Origin of the sequence: Streptomyces rishiriensis (genome assembly GCF_030815485.1) — a bacterium.
Lineage (GTDB): Bacteria > Actinomycetota > Actinomycetes > Streptomycetales > Streptomycetaceae > Streptomyces > Streptomyces rishiriensis_A.
The window spans coordinates 2,248,894-2,272,272 of the sequence record NZ_JAUSWV010000002.1 but is presented as its reverse complement, the minus strand read 5'-3'; the positions used below and the strand labels follow the sequence as shown (position 1 = coordinate 2,272,272).

The 23,379-nt window shown below is 70.2% G+C and carries 18 protein-coding genes and 1 tRNA gene; 7 read left to right on the top strand and 12 right to left on the bottom strand.

Going from position 1 to position 23,379, the window contains the following annotated elements; genetic code table 11:
* Nucleotides 1-665 precede the first annotated feature (665 nt).
* On the top strand, nt 666-2,027 hold the full coding sequence (locus tag QF030_RS12605) for a pyridoxal phosphate-dependent decarboxylase family protein (RefSeq protein WP_307162751.1): 1,362 nt from the start codon (nt 666-668) through the stop codon (nt 2,025-2,027).
* On the top strand, nt 2,024-3,445 hold the full coding sequence (locus tag QF030_RS12600; RefSeq protein ID WP_307162750.1) for a lysine N(6)-hydroxylase/L-ornithine N(5)-oxygenase family protein: 1,422 nt from the start codon (nt 2,024-2,026) through the stop codon (nt 3,443-3,445). The genes QF030_RS12605 and QF030_RS12600 overlap by 4 nt, the downstream gene beginning before the upstream one ends.
* Nucleotides 3,446-3,570: 125 nt before the next feature.
* Here the strand turns inward: QF030_RS12600 and QF030_RS12595 are convergent, their stop codons facing one another.
* Nucleotides 3,571-5,382 carry a bifunctional metallophosphatase/5'-nucleotidase gene (locus QF030_RS12595; RefSeq protein ID WP_307162749.1) on the bottom strand — a complete coding sequence of 604 codons (1,812 nt, stop codon included), beginning with the start codon at nt 5,380-5,382 and terminating at the stop codon, nt 3,571-3,573.
* Nucleotides 5,383-5,531: 149 nt separating this feature from the next.
* On the opposite strand from QF030_RS12595, the gene QF030_RS12590 reads away from it, so the two are divergent.
* Both QF030_RS12590 and pyk read left to right on the top strand, forming a co-directional pair.
* Nucleotides 5,532-6,233 carry an SIMPL domain-containing protein gene (locus QF030_RS12590; RefSeq protein WP_307162748.1) on the top strand — a complete coding sequence of 234 codons (702 nt, stop codon included), beginning with the start codon at nt 5,532-5,534 and terminating at the stop codon, nt 6,231-6,233.
* A gap of 147 nt (nt 6,234-6,380) precedes the next feature.
* Nucleotides 6,381-7,817: a pyruvate kinase gene (gene pyk, locus QF030_RS12585; protein WP_307162747.1), complete on the top strand. Its 1,437-nt coding sequence runs from the start codon at nt 6,381-6,383 to the stop codon at nt 7,815-7,817.
* A gap of 69 nt (nt 7,818-7,886) precedes the next feature.
* Here the strand turns inward: pyk and QF030_RS12580 are convergent.
* Nucleotides 7,887-7,968: transfer RNA gene (locus QF030_RS12580), tRNA-Leu, on the bottom strand.
* 100 nt (nt 7,969-8,068) lie between these two features.
* Here QF030_RS12580 and QF030_RS12575 point away from each other — a divergent pair.
* Nucleotides 8,069-8,725, top strand: a complete 657-nt coding sequence (locus tag QF030_RS12575; RefSeq protein ID WP_307162746.1) for an ANTAR domain-containing response regulator — start codon at nt 8,069-8,071, stop codon at nt 8,723-8,725.
* A gap of 89 nt (nt 8,726-8,814) precedes the next feature.
* Here QF030_RS12575 and QF030_RS12570 read toward each other — a convergent pair whose 3' ends face one another.
* From QF030_RS12570 to QF030_RS12530, 9 genes are all read right to left on the bottom strand, one after another.
* Nucleotides 8,815-9,531, bottom strand: a complete 717-nt coding sequence (locus tag QF030_RS12570) for an ABC transporter ATP-binding protein (protein WP_230196219.1) — start codon at nt 9,529-9,531, stop codon at nt 8,815-8,817.
* Nucleotides 9,528-10,433: an ABC transporter ATP-binding protein gene (locus QF030_RS12565; protein WP_307162745.1), complete on the bottom strand. Its 906-nt coding sequence runs from the start codon at nt 10,431-10,433 to the stop codon at nt 9,528-9,530. The genes QF030_RS12570 and QF030_RS12565 overlap by 4 nt, the downstream gene beginning before the upstream one ends.
* A gap of 5 nt (nt 10,434-10,438) precedes the next feature.
* A complete protein-coding gene (locus QF030_RS12560; protein ID WP_307162744.1) occupies nt 10,439-12,265 on the bottom strand; it encodes a branched-chain amino acid ABC transporter permease in 1,827 nt (608 codons plus the stop codon).
* 5 nt (nt 12,266-12,270) lie between these two features.
* Complete coding sequence (locus QF030_RS12555; RefSeq protein WP_307162743.1) at nt 12,271-13,203, bottom strand: branched-chain amino acid ABC transporter permease; 933 nt, start codon at nt 13,201-13,203, stop codon at nt 12,271-12,273.
* 109 nt (nt 13,204-13,312) lie between these two features.
* Nucleotides 13,313-14,539: a branched-chain amino acid ABC transporter substrate-binding protein gene (locus QF030_RS12550; RefSeq protein WP_307162742.1), complete on the bottom strand. Its 1,227-nt coding sequence runs from the start codon at nt 14,537-14,539 to the stop codon at nt 13,313-13,315.
* A 271-nt stretch (nt 14,540-14,810) separates the two neighbouring features.
* Entirely contained in the window at nt 14,811-15,533 is a 723-nt protein-coding gene (locus QF030_RS12545; protein WP_307162741.1) for a Tat pathway signal sequence domain protein, read from the bottom strand.
* Nucleotides 15,530-15,964, bottom strand: coding sequence for a hypothetical protein (locus tag QF030_RS12540; protein WP_307162740.1), 435 nt, complete (start codon nt 15,962-15,964; stop codon nt 15,530-15,532). Before QF030_RS12540 ends, QF030_RS12545 begins: the two co-directional genes overlap by 4 nt.
* A gap of 73 nt (nt 15,965-16,037) precedes the next feature.
* Nucleotides 16,038-16,526 (bottom strand): hotdog fold thioesterase, encoded by a 489-nt coding sequence (locus QF030_RS12535; protein ID WP_307162739.1) that lies wholly within the window; start codon nt 16,524-16,526, stop codon nt 16,038-16,040.
* 51 nt (nt 16,527-16,577) lie between these two features.
* Nucleotides 16,578-18,857 (bottom strand): FdhF/YdeP family oxidoreductase, encoded by a 2,280-nt coding sequence (locus QF030_RS12530; RefSeq protein ID WP_307162738.1) that lies wholly within the window; start codon nt 18,855-18,857, stop codon nt 16,578-16,580.
* A gap of 189 nt (nt 18,858-19,046) precedes the next feature.
* Between QF030_RS12530 and polA the strand changes: the two genes are divergently transcribed.
* Both polA and QF030_RS12520 read left to right on the top strand, forming a co-directional pair.
* A complete protein-coding gene (gene polA, locus QF030_RS12525) occupies nt 19,047-21,770 on the top strand; it encodes a DNA polymerase I (RefSeq protein ID WP_307162737.1) in 2,724 nt (907 codons plus the stop codon).
* A gap of 217 nt (nt 21,771-21,987) precedes the next feature.
* On the top strand, nt 21,988-22,437 hold the full coding sequence (locus QF030_RS12520) for a hypothetical protein (protein ID WP_307162736.1): 450 nt from the start codon (nt 21,988-21,990) through the stop codon (nt 22,435-22,437).
* Here QF030_RS12520 and QF030_RS12515 read toward each other — a convergent pair.
* On the bottom strand, nt 22,403-23,350 hold the full coding sequence (locus QF030_RS12515; RefSeq protein ID WP_307162735.1) for a DUF4184 family protein: 948 nt from the start codon (nt 23,348-23,350) through the stop codon (nt 22,403-22,405). The two genes, QF030_RS12520 and QF030_RS12515, sit on opposite strands and share 35 nt — an antisense overlap.
* Nucleotides 23,351-23,379 lie beyond the last annotated feature (29 nt).

The window sequence follows — 23,379 nt, the reverse complement described above, 5'->3', positions numbered from 1 at the left end:
CCTGATCACCGAGGGGGATTCGGCGGCCTTACGGGGGAGCTGACGGCCGCGACGGCCCGCGGCGAGCCGACGACCCCGGGCGAGCCGACGACCCCGGGTGAGCCGACGACCCCGGGTGAGCCGACGACCCCGGGCGAGCCGACGACCCCGGGCGAGCCGACAGGCCCGGGCGAGCCGACGGCCCCGGGGGACCCGACGGCTCCGGGCTTGGCGTCCCCGGGGGACCCGACGGCCCCGGAGGCCTCTGGTCCCGCCTTTCAGCGCCGGTCGGCAAATCCAGCCCGTCCGGCGATTGAGGACGAGGCCCGTTCAGGGCCGATGCGGGGGCCCGGGGGCGGCAGCCCCCAACGGCGCCCACACCAACCCCGGCACCGCATACCTCCGGCCCCGGCGCCACCTACCGCCCCGCGTCAGGTCCGCGCCCCGCGTCAGACCCGCGCCCGCGCCTGGGCCAAGGCAAGCAATGCCAGGGGCAAGCCCCGTGACGCAAGCCCCCGTGACGCAAGCCCCCGTGACGCAAGCCCCCGTGGGGCAAGGCCGGCGCCGCCCCGACGTCCCCCGTTAGGGTTCCGCTCACCGGATGTTCCGGGCGCGCCCGCGCAATCCCCGACAAGCTGACACTCCCCGCTGCGAGGCACCCGCCCCCGCGCCCCGGAGGAGCCCCCGTGAGCTTGCCGCCCCTCGCCTCAGGACCCGAAGGCCCCGACGCCCTGAGGCCGTTGCTCACGACCGTCCTCGACGCCCTCGCCGCCGGCCTGCGGGCCCGCGGAGGACCACTCCCCGCAGGCGGCCCCCAAGCCGTCGCCGCGCGAGTACGGCACGCGGCCGGAGACCTCCTCCCCGAACACGGCGACCCCCACGCCCTCACCACCCTCGTCCAGGCCCTCGCCGAAGGCGCCGCCGACCCCGCCGACCCCCTCTGCGCAGCCCACCTGCACTGCCCGCCCCTCGCCGTCGCCACCGCCGCCGACCTCGCCGTATCCGCCCTCAACCCCTCCCTCGACTCCTGGGACCAGGCACCGGCCGCCTCCGAACTCGAGGCCCTCGTGACCCGGACCCTCGCCGCTCACGCAGGCATGGCCGACGCCCTCGTCACCACCGGCGGCACCGAAGCCAACCAGCTCGCCCTCCTCCTCGCCCGCGAAACCCACGGCCCCACCCTCAGACTCGTCTGCGGCGCCAACGCCCACCACTCCCTGCCCCGCGCCGCCTGGTTCCTCGGCCTCCCCGAGCCCGTCATCATCCCCACCCCCACCGGCACCCTCGACCCCGCCGCCCTCGCCCGCACCCTCGCCACCCTGCCCGGCGGCCCCCTCGTCGTCGCCGCCACCGCCGGCACCACCGACGCCGGACTCATCGACCCCCTCCCCGCCATCGCCGCCCTCACCGCCACCCACGGCGCCCGCCTCCACATCGACGCCGCCTACGGAGGCGGCCTCCTCTTCAGCGACCGCCACCGCCACCTGCTCACCGGCCTCGACACCGCCCACACCGTCACCCTCGACCTGCACAAACTCGGCTGGCAACCCGTCGCCGCCGGGCTCCTCGCCGCCCGCGACGCACACGACCTCACCGCCCTCCACCACCACGCCGACTATCTCAACGCCGACGACGACACCGAAGCCGGCCTCCCCGACCTCCTCGGCCGCTCCCTGCGCACCACCCGACGCCCCGACGCCCTCAAGATCGCCGTCACCCTCAAGACCCTCGGCCGCACCGGCCTCGGCGCGCTCGTCGATCAAGTCTGCGACCGTGCCCAGCAGTTGGCCGCCCTCATCACCGCACACCCCGGCTTCGAACTCCACGCCCCACCCACCATCAGCACCGTCCTGTTCCGCCCCGCCGGCGCCCCCGACGAGACCGTGGCCGAGACCCGCCGCCGCCTCCTCACCCACGGCCGCGCCGTCCTCGGCCGAGCCCGCCTCGACGGCCGGCTCTGGCTCAAGGCCACCCTCCTCAACCCCCACACCCGCCCCCACGACCTCGCCACCCTCCTCGACCTGGTGGAAGGAAACACCCCCCGATGAACACACCCCCACACTTCGGCACCGACACCCCCCGCGACCTCGTCGGCATCGGCATCGGCCCCTGCAACCTCTCCCTCGCCGCCCTCGCCCATCCGCTCGCCGAACTCGACGCCGTCTTCTACGAACAACGCCCCCGCTTCGACTGGCACCCCGGCCTCCTCATCGACGGCGCCCGCGTCCAAGTCCCCTTCCTCGCCGATCTCGTCACCCTCGCCGACCCCACCAGCCCCTGGACCTTCCTCAACTACCTCAAGACCCACCACCGCCTCTACCCCTTCTACTTCGCCGAGCGCTTCCACACCCAACGCGCCGAATACGACACCTACTGCCGCTGGGTCGCCGACCAACTCCCCGGACTCCACTTCCGCCACCAGGCCGACGCCGTCCGCTGGAACCCCGAGCGCGACGTCTTCGAAGTCGACCACACCCAACTCGACACCGACGGCGAAGCCGAAGCCCTCGGCCGCACCCATACCCGCAACGTCGTCCTCGGCATCGGCACCGAGCCCTACGTCCCCGACGCCCTCCGCCCCCTCGTCGACGCCCCCGGCGTACCCGTCGTCCACGCCACCGACTACCTGACCCACCGCGACACCCTCCTCGCCGCCGGCCACATCACCGTCGTCGGGTCAGGACAGTCCGGCGCCGAAGTCTTCCTCGACCTCCTCCGCCACCGACCCGTCGGCCACGAACAACTCCACTGGATCGGCCGCACCGACGCCTTCGCCCCCATGGAGTACTCCAAACTCGGCCTCGAACACTTCACCCCCGACTACACCCGCTACTTCCACGCCCTCCCCGAAAGCACCCGCGACCGCCTCACCACCGCCCAATGGCAACTCCACAAAGGCATCGACGCCACCACCCTCGCCGCCATCCACGACGAGCTCTACCGACGCACCCTGGGCGGCGGCTGGCCCGACACCGTCCTCACCCCCGGCGTCCGCGTCCGCACCGCAGGACGCATCGCCACCACCAAGATCGAACTCCACCTCGAACACCTCCAGCAGAACACCCGCACCCGCCTCACCACCGACGCCGTCGTCCTCGCCACCGGCCACCGCGAACGCACCCTCGACCGCATCCTCGCCGGCCTCGACCCCTACATCCGCCGCGACAACAGCGAACGCCCCCGCGTCGACGAACACTTCCGCCTCGTCCTCGACCCCTCCATCACCGCCACCGGCTGCAACGTCTACGTCCAGAACGCCGAACGCCACACCCACGGCGTAGGCGCACCCGATTTGGGCCTCGCCGCCTGGCGCGCCGCCACCATCCTCAACACCCTCACCGGCAAGGAGACCTACCCCCTCCCCACCCGCACCGCCTTCACCACCTTCGGACTCGAACAACCCCAACCCCGCATCCCCACGGCCCGACAGGCACCCACCCTCACCCCCCTCGTCGACCGACGCTGAAACCCCGGGCAGCACCCACCACCCACGAGCGACACACGCGAAAGGCGGTGCTCCCGCGGTGACCGACCCGGCCACCGCACGAAACACCGCCCACCGCCCCGCAGCACCACCAGACGTCGGAACCCCTAGAACACCGGCGTCCCGTCACGCGTCAGCTTCCAGTCCACCGACGCGAAGTCCTTCGGATCCAGCACACCCTTCGCCGTCACCCACTCCGAGATCCGCGTACGGATCTCCGTCGACTCCGACCACAACTCCTGTGCCGACGCCACGTGCGGGAACGCGCCACCACCATTGGCCCGGTAGTTGTTCACCGCCAGCACGAACTGCTGCGCATCGTCCAACGCCACCCCGCCGAACGTCAGGTTCCTGATCCGCGAACCCGGCGCCTGCGCGATGTCGATCTCGTACGCCAGACCCGACACATAGTCGTAGTTGTAGTCCGGACGCCCCGCCGCGTTCGTCAGCTTCTCCGTGTCGACCACCGCTCCCGCCGCCGTCTGCACGAAGTACTGCGCCGAATACTCCAGGTACGCCCGCACCTGCGCACCCGTCATCAACTTCGCCACCAGCGTGTTGTCGTACACGTACAGGCTCGACAGATCCCGGATCGTCACCTGACCCGCCGGGATCTCCGACGTGCGCGAGAACGGCGACGCCTGCGCGATCACCGGCAGCGAGGCGTACGACGTACCCGCCAGGGCCGCCTTGACGACGTCCTCCTGCACCTTCGTGATCAGGTCGATGATCGGCGCGTCCTTGTACCGCGCCTCCACCGTCGTCAGCGTCTCCGTCGCGCTGCCGACCACCTGGTTGACATACGCCACGACCTTCGCGTGCTCGTCGCCCAGCAGCTTCGTGATCTTCGGATCGTCCGCGACCGTGTTGGAGTTCAGCACCTTCGAAGCAACGGACTCGACCGTCCACCGCCCCTTCTCGAACACCAGCTCCACATCGAAGACCGACAGCCGCTCCGCATACGCCAACGGCTCCGACAGCACGACCGTCTTCCCGGTCTTCGCGTTGACGACCTTCAGCTCCGGGATCTCCACATGCGCGTGACCCACCAGCACCGCGTCGATGTCCGGCACCTGCTGCGCCACCAACGCCGCCGAGTTCTCCACATACGGCAACTGGTCACCGTACGACGACGTACCGGACGAACCCGAGTGCGCCGACACGATCACCACGTCCGCACCCAGCGACTTCAGCTTCGGCACCCACTTCGCCGCCTGCTCCTCGAGCCCCGGGAACGCCAGCTTGCCCTGCACGTACGCCTTGTCCCAGATCGCGATACCCGGGTTCGTCAGACCCAGCACCGCCACCTTCACCGGCGGCGCGCCCTTCACACAGAACGTCTTGATCACGTAAGGCGGGAACGCCGGCTTCAGCGTCTTCGCGTCCACCGCGTTCGCCCCGAGCAGCGGGAACCGCAACTGCGACTCGAACTTCCGCAGCGTCTCGATGCCGTAGTTGAACTCGTGGTTGCCCAGCGCCGCAGCGTCGTACCCGATGGCGTTCATCGCCTGCGCCATCGGATGCACCGGACCACCCTTGGCGGTGATCGGGTCCACCTTCGCGTAGTAGTACGTCAGCGGAGTGCCCTGGATCGTGTCGCCCGCGTCCAGCAGCAGCGTGTTCTCGCGCCCCTTCTCCGCACGGATCCGGTTCACCAGCGTCGAGATACGCGCCAGCCCCTGAGCATTGCCGGCCGCGTCCTGGTACTCCGCGTCCTTGAAGTAGTCCCAGTTGAAGACGTGACCATGCAGGTCCGTCGTCCCCAGCACGGTCAGCGCATACCGCTTCGGCTGCTTGACCGGCTTCGCCGGCTTCTTCGCCTCGGCGGCCCGCGCCGGAGCCGCGGCAGCACCCGCGATCGCCACCCCCGCCCCGGTCACAGCGGACTTCTTCAGGAACTTCCGGCGATTCAACGGCATGGCTCATGCTCCTCGGGGAAAGGTCAACGACGCGCGTAGATTCTGACCCGGACCCGACCGACGGCAACAGGTCCAGGAGGTTTCGATCTGGTGACCAGCACGGTCAACACCCGCCAGGGACCAGGGAAAGCCATGACAAGGTAGGACGTATGACCTCCCCGCAGAACCCCCCGTACGGCACACCCGACGCCCCCCTCCTCACGGTCCGCGGCGAGGCCGAACTCGAAGTCGACCCCGAGATCGCCCGCATCGGCATCACCGTCACCGCCCGCGGCCGCGACCGCCGCACCACCCTCGACGACCTCACCCGCCGCAACACCACCGTCCTCGACCTGATCAAGTCCTACGGCGACGAAGTCGAGAACCTCTCCACCGGCGCCGTCTCCATCGCCCCCGAACTCGACCACCGCGGCCGAGGCGAACGCGTCCGCACCTACCACGGCACCATCCACCTCACCGCCGAACTCAGCGACTTCACCACCCTCGGCGAACTCACCACCCGCCTCGCCGACCTCGACCTCACCCGGATCGACGGCCCCAGCTGGCAACTCCGCCCCACCTCACCCGTCCACCGCCGAGCCCGACAGCAGGCCGTACGCGAAGCCGTACAACGCGCCAACGAGTACGCCGAGGCACTCGGCACCACCGTCGCCGCCCTCCTCGAACTCGCCGACACCGGCACACCGGGTGGACGCCCCCGCGCCGCCTTCGACCGCCGCGCCGTCCGCTTCTCCATGGCAGCCGCCGAAGCCGACACCGAGACCCCCGAACCCCTCGACCTCGAACCCCAGCGCATCCAGGTCCGCGCCGAGATCAGCGCACAGTTCACGATGAATCCACCGAGCCTGTGAATTCACCCATTCGAGGAAAACAGAAAAGTGCTCATCAGAGCGGTAGCCCGCACAATTTATTGGTTGACAACAACCCTTCACCCAAAGGTTGTTGAGCCGCCATGCTCACCCAATTCGCTACCCATCGGTAAGACATAAGCTCGAAACATGCGCCGAGCAAAAATCGTCTGCACCCTGGGCCCCGCCACCGACAGCTACGACCAGGTCAAAGCCCTGGTCGACGCCGGAATGGACGTAGCCCGCTTCAACCTCAGCCACGGCGGCCACGCCGAGCACGAGGAGCGCTACCAGCGCGTTCGCAAGGCCTCCGACGAAACCGGCCGCAGCGTCGGCCTCCTCGCCGACCTTCAGGGTCCGAAGATCCGCCTCGGCAACTTCACCGAAGGCCCCGTACTCCTTGAACGCGGCGACACCTTCACCATCACCGTCGAAGAAGGCGTCGAAGGCGACCGCCACAAGTGCGGCACGACCTACGCCGGCCTCGCGGAAGACGTCACCACCGGCGAACGCATCCTCGTCGACGACGGCAAGGTCTGCCTCGAGGTCACAGAGGTCGACGGACCACGCGTCCGCACCCGCGTCATCGAAGGCGGCGTGATCTCCGACCACAAGGGCCTCAATCTCCCCGGCGTCGCCGTCTCCGTCCCCGCCCTCTCCAAAAAGGACGAGGACGACCTGCGCTGGGCGCTCCGCACGGGCTTCGACGTCATCGCCCTCTCCTTCGTCCGCAGCGGCCGGGACATCGTGGACGTCCACCGGATCATGGACGACGAAGGCCGCCGCCTCCCCGTCATCGCCAAGATCGAAAAGCCCCAGGCCGTCGAGAACATCGACGACATCGTCGCCGCCTTCGACGGAATCATGGTCGCTCGCGGCGACCTCGGCGTCGAAATGCCCCTCGAACAGGTCCCCATCGTCCAAAAGCGCGCGATCAAGCTGGCGAAGCGCAATGCCAAGCCCGTCATCGTCGCCACCCAGATGCTCGACTCCATGATCGAGAACTCCCGCCCCACCCGCGCCGAAGCCTCCGACGTCGCCAACGCCGTCATCGACGGCACCGACGCGGTCATGCTCTCCGGCGAGACCAGCGTCGGCAAATACGCCATCCAGACCGTCCGCACGATGGCGAAGATCGTCGAAGCGGCCGAAGAGGACATCCTCGCCAAGGGCCTGCCCGACCTCACCGCCGACAACAAACCCCGCACCCAGGGCGGCGCCGTCGCCCGCGCGGCCGCCGAGATCGGCGACTTCCTCGACGCCGAGTTCCTCGTCGCCTTCACCCAGAGCGGCGACACCGTCCGCCGCCTCTCCCGCTACCGCTCCCCGATCCCCCTCCTCGCCTTCACCCCCGAACCGGCGACCCGCTCCCAGCTGAGCCTGACCTGGGGGGTCGAGACCTTCCTCGGCCCGCACGCGGACTCCACCGACGCGATGGTCGACCAGGTCGACGAGCTGCTGCTCAGGTACGGGCGCTGCCGGCAGGGTGACGTGGTGGTCATCACGGCGGGATCGCTCACCGGGGTCTCGGGCTCGACGAACCTGGTCCGCGTCCATCACGTGGGCGAGGACGACAGCCCGAAGTAGGGCTTCACTGTCGTGGCCGTGCGCAGCAAAAAGCGGAGGATCACACGAACGTGATCCTCCGCTTGTCGGTGCCGGGTGCGGGACTCGAACCCGCAAGCCGTGAGGCGCGGTCTTTTGAGGACCGTGTGTATGCCGATTCCACCAACCCGGCGGGACTGGCTGATCGGAAGCATACCGGGTCACCGTGACGCCCCGCCTCTAGGTAGGCTGCATAACCAGCAGCACTGCCCGGCCCGTAACAAGGAGCCCCCGTGACCGCCCCCGAGTCGCCCCAGCCCGTAGACGCGCCCGACGACGACAAGTCGCACGTGCCTCCGCTGACGACCCGCGTCGTCATCGCCGAGGACGAGGCGCTGATCCGTCTCGACCTCAAAGAGATGCTGGAGGAGGAGGGCTACAGCGTCGTCGGCGAGGCCGGTGACGGTGAGCAGGCGATCGAGCTGGCGCGCGAGCACAAGCCGGACCTGGTCATCCTCGATGTGAAGATGCCCAAGATGGACGGCATCTCGGCGGCCGAGAAGATCGCCGAGGAGCGCATCGCGCCGGTGCTGATGCTGACCGCGTTCTCACAGCGCGACCTCGTCGAGCGGGCGCGTGACGCCGGTGCGATGGCGTATCTCGTGAAGCCGTTCAGCAAGAGTGACGTCGTCCCGGCGATCGAGATGGCCGTCTCGCGGTTCACGGAGCTGCGTGAGCTGGAGAACGAGGTCGCGGATCTGACGCTGCGGCTCGAGACGCGCAAGCTGGTGGACCGGGCGAAGTCGGTTCTTCAGACGGAGTACGGGCTGACGGAGCCGGCGGCGTTCCGGTGGATCCAGAAGACGTCGATGGACCGTCGGATGTCGATGCAGCAGGTGGCGGAGGCGGTCATCCAGGACGCCGACGAGAAGAAGTCGTCGAAGGGCTGAGCCGCCCGGACCTACGCGAAACGACGAGGCCCGCGCCCCGAGAAGGGGCGCGGGCCTCGTCGTGTGCGTGTGTCGTGTGCGAGGGGTGCTCAGTCCTCGCCGAGGTACGCCTTGCGGACGGACTCGTCGTGGAGGAGGTCCTGGCCGGTGCCGGAGAGGACGATCTTTCCGATCTCCATGACGTGGCCGTGGTCGGCGAGCGAGAGGGCGGCCTGGGCGTTCTGCTCGATGAGCAGGATGGTCATGCCCTGGGCCTTGAGCTCGACGATGGTGGACATGATCTTCTGCATCATGATGGGGGAGAGGCCCATGGAGGGCTCGTCCAGCATGAGCAGTTTGGGCTGGGACATGAGGGCGCGGCCCATGGCGAGCATCTGCTGTTCGCCGCCCGAGAGGGTGCCGGCGGCCTGCTTGCGGCGCTCTCCCAGGATGGGGAAGAGGTCGTAGGCGCGCTGGATGTCCTTCTCGATGCCGGGCTTGTCGCTGCGGAGGAAGGCGCCGAGGCGGAGGTTGTCCTCGATCGTCATGCGCGGGAAGATGTGCCGCCCCTCGGGGGAGTGGGCGAGTCCGAGCGAGACGATGTCGTGGGCGGGGATCTTCTTCAGCGATTTGCCGTTGAACTTGATCTGGCCGCCGACGGGCTTGAGGAGTCCGGAGAGGGTGCGCAGGGTGGTGGTCTTGCCGGCGCCGTTGGTGCCGATCAGGGTGACGACCTCGCCGGCCTCGACCTTGAACGAGATGCCTTTGACGGCCTCGATCTTGCCGTAGGCGACCCGGAGGTCCTCGACTTCGAGCAGTGCGGTCATCGGTCGTTCTCCTTGCCGGGCGCGGCGTCCGTCGGAGTGGCGGCGCTGTCGGCCTTCGCTTCGGCGGCCTCGACTTCGGCTATCTCTTCGTCGCCGGGGGCGTTTTCGAAGGGTTCGCCGAGGTAGGCGGCGACGACGCGTTCGTCGCCCTGGACGGTGGCGCTGTCGCCTTCGACGAGTTTCTCGCCCTGCACGAGTACGGCGACCCGGTCGCAGAGGTTGAAGATGAAGCGCATGTCGTGCTCGATGACGAGGACGGCGATGCCCTTGTCGCGGATGGCGAAGACGAGCTCTTCGGTCGCGCGGGTTTCCTGGGGGTTCATGCCGGCGGTGGGCTCGTCGAGGAGGAGCAGCCCGGGCTCGCTGGCCAGTGCTCGCGCGATCTCCAGTTTGCGCTGTTCGCCGTAGGGGAGGTTGCGTGCGAGGTGGTCGGCCTTCTTCTCCAGGCCGATGAACTCCAGGAGTTCCATGGCCCGTGCGCGGGAGGCGGCTTCCGCCCGGTGGAAGGAGGGGAGGCGCAGGACGGCCGACCAGAAGCCTTCCTTGGTGCGGGTGTGGCGGCCTACGAGGACGTTCTCCAGGACTGTCATGTTGGCGAACAGACGGATGTTCTGGAAGGTGCGGGCGATGCCGGCCGCGGTGACCTTGAAGGATTTGGGCGGCAGGACGGTGCCCTTGTAGCGGACCTCGCCCTCGGTGGGGATGTAGAGGCCGGTGAGGCAGTTGAAGAAGGTCGTCTTGCCGGCTCCGTTGGGGCCGATGAGGCCGACGATCTCTCCGGCGTTGACGTGCAGGTCGACGTCGCGCACGGCGGTGAGGCCGCCGAAGCGCATGGTGACGCCGCGGGCGTCGAGGACCCTTTCGCCGACGGGGGCGACCGTGGTGGTGGTGTCGGTGGTCATGGTGGTCAGGCCCCTGCCTTGGTCAGGACGGTGGGAGCTTCCGCGTCCTCGTGGAACTCGAGCTGACGGCGCCGGTTGGGGATGAGTCCCTCGGGGCGGAAGCGCATCAGCAGGATGAGGGCGAGACCGAAGGCGAAGAGCTGGTAGTCGCCGAGGAACTGGAGCTTGTTGGGGATGAGGAAGAGCAGCGCGGCGCCGATGAGGGGGCCGCTGATGGTGCCCATGCCGCCCAGGACGACCGCGGCGAGCAGGAAGGCGGAGTTGGGCGGGATGGGGCCGGCGAAGAGGTACTGCTCGGGGGTCACGGTGTAGGTGACGTGGGCCTGGACGGTGCCGGCGAGGCCGGCGAGGGAGGCGCCGACGGCGAAGGCGATGAGCTTGACGCGGAAGCCGTTGATGCCCATGGCGAGGGCGGCGGTCTCGTCTTCGCGGATGGCGACCCAGGCGCGGCCGATGCGGGAGTCGCCGCTGCGCCGGAAGACGAGGACGACGACGGCGGTGATGAGGAGCATCAGGAAGAAGTAGTTGGCGAACCGGCCGATGGTGAATCCGGCGATGACGTGTTCGGCTCCGAAGTCGAACCCGAGGATGTTGAGGTTCGGGATGGAGGAGATGCCGTTGGAGCCGTTGGTGATGTCGGGGCCGGAGGTGCCGTCGAGGTTGTTCGCGGTGATGCGGAAGATCTCGCCGAAGCCGAGGGTGACGATGGCGAGGTAGTCGCCGCGCAGTCGCAGGGTCGGGGCGCCGATGAGGACGCCGAAGACGAGGGAGGCTGCGGCGCCGACGAGGACGGCGGCCCAGAACGGGAAGTGCACGTCGAACGGGGAGCTGGGGGAGCCGGAGACCATGGCGGCGGCGTAGGCGCCGACGCCGAGGAAGGCGACGTAGCCGAGGTCGAGGAGACCGGCGAGGCCGACGACGATGTTGAGGCCGAGGGCGACGGTGCCGAAGATCAGGATGTAGACGCCGACGGTGGCGTACTGGTCGTCGGTCTGGGTGAAGGGGAACATCGCGGCGGCGACGAAGGCGCCGCAGATGGTGATGTTCTGGTGGCGGGCGGTGATCTGGCTGGCCTGGGCGACGAGGCCGGACTTGTTGAGTGCGGCGAAGCCGAAGGCGGCGGTGATCAGGAAGCCGACGAAGAGTTCGTCGTACTCGGTGCCGATGCCGTAGGTGAAGATCGTGAGGCCGAGGCCGAGGACGGCGACGATGATCAGGATCTCGGCGTAGGAGGGCAGGGCGCCGAGGGGGCGGGCGGTGCCGCCGGCGAACGCTGCCTTGGTGGTGTCACGGCCGGCGCGGAGGCGGTGGCGGAAGAGTTCCCAACCGGTGTCGTCCGGGTCGTGGGGTTCGGGTTCGGGGCGCTCGAAGGGGAGGGCGAGGGCGCCGAGGAAGGCGGTGAGGGTGGCGAGGGCGGCGATGTAGCCGCCGGGCTCGAGGTTGACGATGCCGCCGAGGTCGACGGTGATCGCGATGACCGTGTACCAGACGGTGGCGAAGGCGGCGAGCGCGGCGAACTTGATGGCGCCGTCGCCGCCGGCGGGGGTGAGCCAGCGCAGACCCTTGACGCCGTAGGAGGAGAGGCCGAACAGGGTGGTGAGGGCGCCGCCGATGAGGGCGAGGACCTGGAGGCCGCCGGGGTAGCCGTAGACGGTGAGGTCGCCGGGGAAGGCGGCGGTCCAGGTCCAGGCGAGGAAGGTGGAGACGACGGTGAGGGCGCCGCCGCCGGTGGCGAGGGCGCGGCCGAGGTGCGGCGGGATGCCGATGAGGCCGGTGGCGGGCCCCGAGGTGGGGGCGCTCGGGGTCTCGGGTGCGGTGGTCTGTGTGGTCATCGGTGTCACGCCCTGTCCGCGACGCGCTCGCCGAGCAGGCCTTGTGGCCTGAACAGCAGTACGAGGATGAGAAGTACGAAGGCCCAGACGTCGGCCCAGGACTGGCTGCCGAACTTGTCCATGCCGGGGATGTCGGCGATGTAGGCGGTGGCCAGGGTTTCGGCGATGCCGAGGACGACGCCGCCGATCATGGCGCCGTAGATGTTGCCGATGCCGCCGAGGACGGCTGCCGTGAAGGCCTTGAGGCCGAGGATGAAGCCCATGCGGTAGTCGATCTGACCGTACTTCAGGCCGTAGGCGACACCGCCGATGGCGGCGAAGACGGCGCCGAGGGCGAAGGCGATCACGATGATCCGGTCGGTGTTGACGCCCATGAGCTTGGCGGTGTCCGGGTCCTGTGCCGTGGCCTGCATGCCGCGTCCGGTGCGGGTCTTCATGACGAAGTAGGCGAGGACGGCCATGCTGATGGGGGCGGCGGCCAGCAGGAAGATGTCACCGGTCTGGATCGTGACGTCGCCGATGTGGAAGGGGCCGCCCTCGATCTGGGGGAACGTGCGGGCCGAGGTGGCTTCCGGGTACCAGGCCCAGACGGCCTGCTGGAGGGCCAGGGAGAGGCCGATGGCCGTGATGAGGGGGGCGAGGCGGGGTGCTCCGCGCAGGGGGCGGTAGGCGAACCGTTCCGCTCCGATGGCGACGAGGACGGCGACCAGGATGGCGCCGACGAGCATGAGCGGCAGGGCTATCCACATGGTCGTGCCGTTCGGCAGTACCCAGAGGTAGACGGAGAGAGCCCCGAAGGCGCCCGTCATGAAGATCTCGCCGTGGGCGAAGTTGATGAGCTGGACGATGCCGTAGACCATTGTGTAGCCAATGGCGACCAGCCCGTACATGGATCCCAGTAGCAGGCCGTTGACCAGCTGCTGCGGCAGTTCGTTCACCGCATGTCCTCCGAGACGTTCGGATGATTTCGACGGATGTGTCCGGATGTGAGTCCGCGCGGGGCGCCAGTGGAACAGCGCCCCGCGCGGCTCGTGTGATGCGGGTGGGTCAGCCGGAGTAGGTGCCGGACTTCACCGGCTTCCAGGCGCCGTTCTCGACGGCGTAGACGGTGAGCTGCTTGTTGGTGGCGTCACCGAACTCGTCGAAGGAGACCTTGCCGGTCACACCGTCGAAGGAGACGTTCTGCATGGCGGCGGTGACCTTGGCGCGGGCGTCGTCCGGGAGCTTGCCGTCGTTGTCGTCGACGGCCTTCTTCACGGCTTCGATGATCGCCCAGGCCGAGTCGTAGGAGTAGCCGCCGTAGGCCTCGTAGGCCTCCTTGTAGCCCTCGGTCTTGTAGTTGGCCACGAACTCCTTGGCGGAGGCCAGCTCCTCGACGGGCGCGCCGACCGAGGTGGCGAGGTCGCCAGTGGCGCTGGCGCCGGCCAGCTTGATGAAGTCGGCGCTGTAGATGCCGTCACCGCCGACCACGGGGATCTTGGCGCCGGCGGCCTTGATCTGCTTGCTCAGGGGGCCGGCCTGCGGGTACTCGCCGCCGTAGTAGACGACGTCGGCGCCGGAGTTCTTGACCTTGGTGGCGATGGCCGAGAAGTCCTTGCTGTCCGGGTTGATGTGCTCGGTGCCCGCCACCGTGCCGCCGAGCTTCTTGAACTCCTCGGTGAAGGTTCCGGCCAGGCCGGCGCCGTAGGTCTTCTTGTCGTCGATGACGAAGACCTTCTTCTTCTTGGCGTCGTTGATCAGGTACTGCGCGGCGAACGGGCCCTGGATGGCGTCCGTGGTCGCGGTGCGGAAGTACGACGTGTAGACGCGCTTCTTCGTGGTCGCCCAGTCGGTGCCCTGGGTGAGCGCCGGGTTGGTGTTGGCCGGGGAGACCTCGACGAGCTTGGCGTCGTCGAAGACCTTCTGCATCGACTCGGCGACGGAGGAGTTCAGCGGGCCGACCACGCCGAGGACGGACTTGTCGGCGACCAGCTTGGTGGCGTTCTGCTGGCCCGAGGACGGCTGGGCCTGGTCGTCGAGCGCCTCGACCTTGAAGGTGATGCCGTCGACGTACTTCTGCTTGTTGGCCGTCTTGGCGGCGAGGTCGACGGAGTTCTTGATGCCGAGGCCCAGCGCGGACAGGTCGCCGGTCAGCGGGGCGTCGATACCGATGGTGACGGTGGTGCCGCCGCTGTCGGAGCCCTTGTCGTCGCTGTCGCGCGAGCCGCAGGCGGTGAGGGTGAGTGCTCCCGCGGACAGCGCGGCGGTAATGGCGATGAGCGAACGTTGGCGCACGTTCCAGTCCTTTCCCTGGGCGGCTCTCCCCCCTGGAAGAGGCCGAGTCGAGCGCTGGGCCGAAGGGGTATTCCAGCCGCGCGGTGACTGGGCGTGACTCTAAGCGGGTGAAGCTGACGGAGAGGAGAGTCTGGCCGATGCTGTGACGCTCTTGTTATGACACGAGGTAATGCAGAGCGGTACTTGGTGGGTGGAACAGCTGAATTCAGGCCGATTCGCCCTGTCCGCATGCTGAGAACGCGCAGGACGAACCCGGGTACGTTCAGGCGTCTCAGGCGTTTTGGTGATGACCGATTTCGTTGCTACAGGCGACTTGTAGGGCTTGGGAGAGGTCATGTGCATAGCGGGCGCCGAGGATGAAACTGTGGGCTTGTATTGCGCGCGCATTACGTAGAGTTACGTCCACGAAAGGCAGACCGACGTTCTTCGGCACTTCTCCGCATTCCGTTACCCGCATGGTGATGACGACTTTGCGGACGGACCCCGCTTTTGTCCTGAAGGGCGTACGGGGGACCGAGGTCAGAGAAAGGCCGGTGTACGGCTGGGTCAGTCGCGTCACGGTGACGGGCGGTCCTGACTCCACGCCGAGCAGGACCTCGAAGGCGAAGGTGCGGGGGAGGGCCCCGGGCGGTACGACCTCGCCGAGGTAGCTGACGTCCACCACCTGGGACGGGAACGGCGGTGCGGGGGCCGCCGGTTCGGCGTCGTGCGGCCGGGTCGCGTAGAGGTAGCCGCCGCCCGCGAGGAGGAGTGCCGCGGCGAGCGCCGCCGGCACGGCGCGGCGGTGGGCGGCAGGCGGGCGGACGAACCGGCGGAGCCGAAGGACCAGGCGTCCGGCGGGAGTTGAGGCCTGCGCGGCGAAGGCGTCGGCGTCAAGGGCGTCGGATGAGTGGCGGGTGCCGGGGGAGCGGTGCGGGCCGGCGGCGGGGCCGGTGTCGTCGGTCTCCCACGCGTGGGTGCCCTCGCCGGGCTCCACCGGGCCCACGCCGCTCACTGCCAGGGGCCCTCGGTCGGGCCGCCGGAGCGGTACCGGTCCGCGCAGGCCCGGCCCGCCTCGCGGTCGATCAACTCGTCCGCCGCGTCGGCACCTTGGTGCTTCTTCGCGGTCCGTGCGGCGTCCACGACGGCGCGCAGGATCTCGTACTGTCCGTTGGACAGTCCCATCGACTGGTAGTCCCCGTAAGCGGTGCTGTCCAGGACCTCGCGCGACCAGTGGGCTACGACGCGGGTGCACAGTTCCTCGGGCGAGGCGGTGGACGGCGACGGGCCGGACGGTGACCGGGTGCCGCTCGAGCCGGCGCTCCCGGAGGCTCCGCAGGCGGTCGCCAGCAGGCCCGCCAGGAAGGCCGCCGGCAAGGCCGCCCGCAGCGCCGGTCCGGACGGCCGCCTCGCCGCCCCCGCCCGTGGGGCTCCTCCCGTGGTCATGCCCCGACGCTAGGCCGCCGCGGTGGGAGTGGGCAACGGCCTCGCGCGGATGACTCTCCGGAGCGGCGGGGCGTCAGCCCGCGCTGGACACCTGCGCGCCGTCGCCGGCCCGTACGTCCCGCAGCAGACAGGTGAGTCGCGCGGTGCACACGCGCCGGCCCTCCGGGTCGCTGATCACGATCTCATACGTCGCCGTGGAGCGGCCCTGGTGCACGGGTGTGGCCACGCCGGTGACCAGGCCGGAGCGGACCCCGCGGTGGTGGGTGCAGTTCAGGTCGACACCGACGGCGATCTTGGTGCTGCCGCCGTGCAGCATGGCGCCGACCGAACCGAGGGTCTCGGCGAGGACCGCGGAGGCGCCGCCGTGCAGCAGGCCGTAGGGCTGGGTGTTGCCCTCGACCGGCATGGTGCCGACGACCCGGTCCGCGGACGCCTCGACGATGTCCACGCCCATGCGGGTGCCGAGGTGCCCGGCCGAGAACAGGGCCAGGATGTCGACGCCGAGGGCGGCGTACTCGTCGATGACCTCTTGCGGGAACTTCACGTGCTGCTGCTCGCCCATGGGGCCCGGCTCCGTTCGTCGATCACAGTCCAGCGTGACTTAAGCAAACGCTCAGTCGGTCGCCGATTGTTCCAGACGGACGACTACGGACTTGCTGGCCGGGGTGTTGCTGGTGTCGGCGGTCGCGTCCAGCGGGACCAGGACGTTGGTCTCCGGGTAGTAGGCGGCGGCGCAACCCCGGCTGGTCGGGTAGAGCACGACCCAGAAGCCGGGCGCCCGTCGCTCCACGCCGTCCCGCCATTCGCTCACCAGGTCCACGTACGAGCCCTCGGCGAGCCCGAGCACGCGCGCGTCCTCGGCGTTGACCAGGACGACCCGGCGGCCGTTCCTGATGCCCCGGTAGCGGTCGTCGAGGCCGTAGATCGTGGTGTTGTACTGGTCGTGCGAGCGCAGCGTCTGAAGGAGCAGCCGGCCCTCGGGCAGCCGGGGGTACTCGACGGGGGCCGCGGTGAAGTTGGCCTTGCCGGTCGCCGTGGGGAAACGGCGCTCGTCGCGCGGGGCGTGCGGGAGGGTGAAGCCCTCGGGGCGGGCCACGCGCGCGTTGAAGTCGTCGAAGCCGGGGATCACGCGCGCGATGCGGTCACGGATCGTCGCGTAGTCCTTCTCGAACTCCTCCCACGGGACCTTGCTGTCCTCGCCGAGCACCCGGCGGGCGAGGCGGCAGACGATGGCGGGCTCGGACAGCAGGTGCGCGCTCGCCGGCGCCAGGCGGCCGCGCGAGGCGTGCACCATGCCCATGGAGTCCTCCACGGTCACGAACTGCTCGCCGCCGCCCTGAAGGTCGCGTTCGGTCCGGCCGAGCGTCGGCAGGATCAGGGCCCGTGCGCCCGTCACGACGTGTGAGCGGTTGAGCTTGGTCGACACGTGCACCGTCAGCCGGGCGCGTCGCATGGCCGCCTCGGTGACCTCGGTGTCCGGCGAGGCCGAGACGAAGTTGCCGCCCATCGCGAAGAACAGCTTCGCCTCGCCGTCGCGCAGCGCGCGGATGGCGCGGACGACGTCGAAGCCGTGCTCGCGCGGGGGCGCGAAGCCGAACTCCTTCTCGAGGGCGTCCAGGAAGGCCGGCGCGGGCCGCTCGAAGATGCCCATGGTGCGGTCGCCCTGCACGTTGGAGTGCCCTCGCACCGGGCACACGCCCGCGCCGGGACGGCCGATGTTGCCGCGCAGCAGCAGGAAGTTGACGACCTCGCGGATCGTCGGCACCGAGTGCTTGTGCTGGGTCAGGCCCATGGCCCAGCAGACGATGGTGCGCTCGGAGGCGAGCACCATGCGCAGGGTCTCCTCGATCTCCGCGCGCGTGAGGCCGGTCGCGGTGAGCGTCTCGTCCCAGTCGGCGGTACGGGCCGCGTCGGCGAACTCCTCGAAGCCGTGGGTGTGTTCGGCGATGAACGCCTCGTCGAGCGCGCCGTCGGTGTCGAGGACGAGCTTGTTGAGGAGCCGGAAGAGGGCCTGGTCGCCGCCGATGCGGATCTGGAGGAAGAGGTCGGTGAGGGCGGCGCCCGCGGTGAGGCCCTTGGGGGTCTGCGGATTCTTGAAGCGCTCCAGGCCCGCCTCGGGCAGCGGGTTCACGCTGATGATCTTCGCGCCGCCCGCCTTGGCCTTCTCCAGGGCGGACAGCATGCGTGGGTGGTTGGTGCCCGGGTTCTGCCCGGCGACGATGATCAGGTCGGCCTGGTAGAGGTCCTCGAGCAGGACGCTGCCCTTGCCGACGCCGATGGTCTCCGACAGGGCCGAGCCGGACGACTCGTGGCACATGTTGGAGCAGTCCGGCAGGTTGTTCGTGCCGAGTTCCCGGGCGAAGAGCTGGTAGAGGAACGCGGCTTCGTTGCTGGTGCGGCCCGAGGTGTAGAAGACGGCCTCGTCGGGAGAGGCGAGGGCGGCGGTCTCCTCGGCGATGATGTCGAAGGCGCGCTCCCAGGTCACCGGTTCGTAGCGCTCCCCGCCCTCGGGCAGGTACATGGGGTGCATGAGGCGGCCCTGCTGGCCGAGCCAGTAGCCGCTGCGGCCGGCGAGGTCGGCGACCGGGTGCGCGGCGAAGAACTCGGGGGTGACCCGGCGCAGGGTCGCCTCCTCGGCGACCGCCTTCGCGCCGTTCTCGCAGAACTCGGCGGTGTGCCGGTGCTCGGGTTCGGGCCAGGCGCAGCCCGGGCAGTCGAAGCCGTCCTTCTGGTTGACGCGCAGCAGCGTCAGCGCGGTGCGCTTCACACCCATCTGCTGCCGGGCCATCCGCAATGAGTGCCCGACGGCCGGCAAACCCGCCGCCACGTGCTTGGGCTCGGCGACCTGCGGCGCGTCCTGGACCGGATCGGCCTTGGGAGGCTTCGTTGCCATCGCGCGCTCTCCTTCGCTCGCCTGTGCCACACACCTCCACGATCCTCGCACGAGGCGCCGACAGCGTTCCCGTGCGGCCCGGTCGCCGCACGGGACCAAAGCCTGCGGCGGACGCCGGGCGGCCCGGGGAACCCGGTGGGACGTGCCGGCCGGGACCGAGTGTCAGTGGGGCGTGGCAGGATCGGGGGCGTGGCAGAGACAGCAGCGAAGAAGACCGACACCCCCGCCGGCAGCCGGCCCCGCCTGATGCTCATGGACGGGCACTCGCTGGCCTACCGCGCGTTCTTCGCGCTGCCCGCGGAGAACTTCACCACCGCGACGGGCCAGCCGACGAACGCGATCTACGGTTTCGCGTCGATGCTGGCCAACACCCTGCGTGACGAGGCGCCCACGCACTTCGCGGTCGCGTTCGACGTGTCCCGCAAGACCTGGCGTTCCGAGGAGTTCACCGAGTACAAGGCGAACCGCTCCAAGACGCCGGACGAGTTCAAGGGCCAGGTCGAACTGATCGGCGAACTGCTCGACGCGATGCACGTGTCCCGGTTCGCGGTGGACGGCTTCGAGGCGGACGACGTCATCGCCACGCTCGCCACCCAGGCCGAGGCCGAGGGCTTCGAGGTCCTGATCGTCACCGGCGACCGCGACTCCTTCCAGCTGGTGTCCGAGCACACCACGGTGCTGTACCCGACGAAGGGCGTCTCGGAGCTGACCCGGTTCACCCCCGAGAAGGTCGTCGAGAAGTACGGGTTGACGCCCGCCCAGTACCCCGACTTCGCGGCGCTGCGCGGCGACCCGTCCGACAACCTGCCGGGCATCCCCGGGGTCGGTGAGAAGACGGCCGCGAAGTGGATCAACCAGTTCGGTTCGTTCGCGGAGCTCGTCGAGCGGGTCGAGGAGGTCAAGGGCAAGGCCGGGCAGAACCTGCGCGACCACCTGGAGGCCGTCAAGCTCAACCGCCGCCTCACCGAGATGGTCCGTACCGTCGAGCTGCCGAGGACGGTCGTCGACCTGGAGCGCTCCGCGTACGACCGCACGGCCGTCGCGGTGATCCTGGACACCCTGGAGATCAGGAACCCGTCCCTGCGGGAGCGGCTGTTCGCCGTCGACCCGGGCGGCGAGGAAGCCGAGGCGACGCCGGTGATCACCGGCGGTGTGGAACTGGACGGCACGGTGCTGGGCACCGGTGAGCTGGCCGGCTGGCTCGCGGAGCACGGCACCGACACCCTGGGTGTCGCCACCGTCGACGCCTGGGCGCTGGGCGCCGGCTCGGTCGCCGAGATCGCACTCGCCGCAGCCGCGGGAGCGGCCGCCTGGTTCGACCCGGCGGAGCTGGACGAGGCCGACGAGAACGCCTGGGCGGCCTGGATCGCCGCCGAGGACCGCCCCAAGGTCCTGCACAACGCCAAGGGCGTCATGCGTGTCTTCGCCGAGCACGGCTGGTCCGTCGCCGGTGTCGGGATGGACACGGCCCTCGCCGCGTACCTGGTCAAGCCGGGCCGCCGCTCCTTCGACCTGGACGCGCTGTCCCTGGAGTACCTGGGCCGTGAGCTGGCCCCCGCCGCCGCGGCCGACGGCCAGCTCGCCTTCGGCGCGGACGACCGCGCCGAGGCCGAGGCCCTGATGGTGCAGGCCCGCACGATCGTCGACCTCGGTGAGGCGTTCCGCGGCCGGCTGGAGGAGGTCGGCGCGGCCGACCTGCTGCGCGACATGGAGCTGCCGACCTCCGCCCTCCTGGCCCGCCTGGAGCGGCACGGCATCGCCGCCGACCGCGCCCACCTGGAGGCCATGGAGCAGATGTTCGCGGGCGCCGTCCAGCAGGCCGTGAAGGAGGCCCACGCGGCCGCCGGTCACGAGTTCAACCTGGGCTCGCCCAAGCAGCTCCAGGAGGTCCTCTTCGGCGAGCTGGGTCTGCCGAAGACGAAGAAGACCAAGACCGGCTACACCACCGACGCCGACGCCCTGGCCTGGCTCGCCGGCCAGACGGACAACGAGCTGCCGGTCGTCATGCTCCGCCACCGCGAACAGGCGAAGCTGCGGGTCACCGTCGAGGGCCTGATCAAGACGATCGCCGCGGACGGCCGCATCCACACCACGTACAACCAGACGGTCGCCGCGACCGGCCGGCTGTCGTCCACGGACCCGAACCTGCAGAACATCCCCGTCCGCACCGACGAGGGCCGGGCGATCCGCCGCGGCTTCGTCGTCGGCGAGGGCTTCGAGTCCCTGATGACCGCCGACTACAGCCAGATCGAGCTGCGGGTGATGGCCCATCTGTCGGAGGACGCGGGTCTCATCGAGGCGTTCACCTCCGGCGAGGACCTGCACACCACGGCCGCCTCCCAGGTGTTCGGCGTCGAGCCCGGCGCGGTGGACGCGGAGATGCGGCGCAAGATCAAGGCGATGTCCTACGGGCTCGCGTACGGCCTGTCGGCGTTCGGCCTGTCCCAGCAGCTGAACATCGACGCGGGCGAGGCGCGCGGCCTGATGGACGCCTACTTCGAGCGCTTCGGCGGCGTCCGGGACTACCTGCGCCGCGCGGTCGACGAGGCACGGGCGACCGGCTACACGGCGACGCTCTTCGGCCGCCGCCGCTATCTGCCCGACCTCAACAGCGACAACCGTCAGCGCCGTGAGGCGGCCGAGCGCATGGCCCTGAACGCGCCGATCCAGGGCACGGCGGCGGACATCGTCAAGATCGCCATGCTCAAGGTGGACGCGGCTCTGCGCGCGGCGGACCTCGAGTCCCGCATGCTGCTCCAGGTCCACGACGAAATCGTCCTGGAGATCGCCCCCGGCGAGCGGGCCGCGGTCGAGGAGCTGCTCCGCCGTGAGATGGTCCACGCCGTCCGGCTGAGGGCCCCGCTGGACGTGTCGGTCGGTGCGGGCGCGGACTGGGAGTCGGCGGCGCACTAGCCTTCGGCGGGGGAGCGGCAGGCCGCTCCGACCACGGCTGTAAGGGGCTCTGCCGGCAACGGCAGGGCCCCTTCGCGTGCCCCGGGGCAGCCGGCGCGGTGGGGGCCGGTTCCGTCACGGGAACCCCGGTCACTGCCAGTACTTCCCCCGAAGGGCCCTCACCCGCGTGGCCCCCGAGAACAGGCCCCCTCCGGCTCCGGGCCGCCAGGATGCCGCCATGGGTATACGCATGCTCCACCGCCGGAAGGCCCACGCACGCGTTCACGCCACGGCGGCCGCCGATCCGCGGTCCGGGCCCGGGGCGGCTTCCCGCAAGCGGCGGCACCTCGCCCTCGCGCCCGGCGCCGCCGCTCCCCGCATCCCGTGGACCCCCGGCACGGCGCTGCGGTCGGCCGCCGCACGGCTGCGCCGTCCGGTTCCCGTCCGGTTCCTGCCCCGGGCCGTGAGCCGGTTCCTGCCCCGGATCGTGACCCGGTTCCTCGCCGGGCCCGTGCCGCGGGAGGACAACCGGCGGCACCTGTGGGCCGAGGCGGTACGCGGTCATCTGGCCGTGGCCCTCGGCGTCCTCGGCCGGCTCCGCGGACCCCGTACCGTCCGGCGCGTCCCCCTCGTCGTCGTGACGGCGACCCCGCTCAGCGAACGCCCGGGCGACTCCTCCGCTCACTGACCCCGGCCGCGTCCCCGTCCGCGTGCCTGTCCGCGTCCGCGTCGCTGTCCCCGCCCGGTTCCGGCCGTCCGGCGCAGGCATCCCGGACGGCCGGATCAGCCGGCCGGACCGGCCGGACCGGGCGCCACAGCCGTACGCCGACCGCGTACAGCAGCACCCCCAGCGCCAGCCCCGCGCCCGCCCCGAAGCACAGCGTCGGAATGAGCTCCCAGGGCTTCGCCTCGCGCGCCCCCCAGTACTCCCACCACCGTGTCGCCCGCCGTACCGCCGCGACCAGCGCGCACCCGCCGATCAGGGCGGCCGCCCACCACCGGTCCCGCGCCGACAGCACCGCGACCCCCACCGGCTCGGTTTCCGGCGCCCGGCGCAGCGCGTACGTCACGAACGCGGCGATCGCGACCGCGGACAGGGCCGAACCCCCGTACTGGAGGTACCAGTACAGAGGTGAGCCGGCGAGGTCCTCGCCGAGGACGGGGAACAGCCGCATGCCCCAGCGGTCGAGGTGCGTGAACGCGTCCCACACCACATGGGTCAGCGCACCGAACGCCGCGGAGACGTACCACCACAGGGCGGTGGAAGGCCGCACACGCGCGCGTGGCGCCCCGCAGCGGGTCAGCGTGGCCGTCCGGCCCTGCCGGGACCGCGGCAGCAGCGCCACCAGCGGCTCGCGCACCAGCAGCCAGAGCCCCACCAGCGCCCAGGCGACGAGCACGTCCACCGTGAACACACCGGGGAGGGAATGGGTGACATGGCCGAACTCCATGGCCCCGGACAGGACACTCGCCGCGTAGTAGGTCATGTCGGGAGCGAACGAGCCCGCCACGAGTGCACCCGGGACGAGGGACCCGCGGCAGGTGCCGTCGGCGCGTACGGCGGGCAGCACGGCCGCCGCGTGACTCAGCGTGAACGGCAACGGTGCTCCTCAAGGCGGACGTTGACGGG

Excerpts from the sequence above, each read along its gene's own strand:
- QF030_RS12600 (WP_307162750.1), top strand. The coding sequence starts at position 2,024 with ATGAACACACCCCCACACTTCGGCACCGACACCCCCCGCGACCTCGTC.
- QF030_RS12595 (WP_307162749.1), bottom strand. The coding sequence starts at position 5,382 with ATGCCGTTGAATCGCCGGAAGTTCCTGAAGAAGTCCGCTGTGACCGGG.
- QF030_RS12590 (WP_307162748.1), top strand. The coding sequence starts at position 5,532 with ATGACCTCCCCGCAGAACCCCCCGTACGGCACACCCGACGCCCCCCTC.
- pyk (WP_307162747.1), top strand. The coding sequence starts at position 6,381 with ATGCGCCGAGCAAAAATCGTCTGCACCCTGGGCCCCGCCACCGACAGC.
- QF030_RS12570 (WP_230196219.1), bottom strand. The coding sequence starts at position 9,531 with ATGACCGCACTGCTCGAAGTCGAGGACCTCCGGGTCGCCTACGGCAAG.
- QF030_RS12565 (WP_307162745.1), bottom strand. The coding sequence starts at position 10,433 with ATGACCACCGACACCACCACCACGGTCGCCCCCGTCGGCGAAAGGGTC.
- QF030_RS12560 (WP_307162744.1), bottom strand. The coding sequence starts at position 12,265 with ATGACCACACAGACCACCGCACCCGAGACCCCGAGCGCCCCCACCTCG.
- QF030_RS12540 (WP_307162740.1), bottom strand. The coding sequence starts at position 15,964 with ATGACCACGGGAGGAGCCCCACGGGCGGGGGCGGCGAGGCGGCCGTCC.
- QF030_RS12535 (WP_307162739.1), bottom strand. The coding sequence starts at position 16,526 with ATGGGCGAGCAGCAGCACGTGAAGTTCCCGCAAGAGGTCATCGACGAG.
- QF030_RS12530 (WP_307162738.1), bottom strand. The coding sequence starts at position 18,857 with ATGGCAACGAAGCCTCCCAAGGCCGATCCGGTCCAGGACGCGCCGCAG.
- QF030_RS12520 (WP_307162736.1), top strand. The coding sequence starts at position 21,988 with ATGGGTATACGCATGCTCCACCGCCGGAAGGCCCACGCACGCGTTCAC.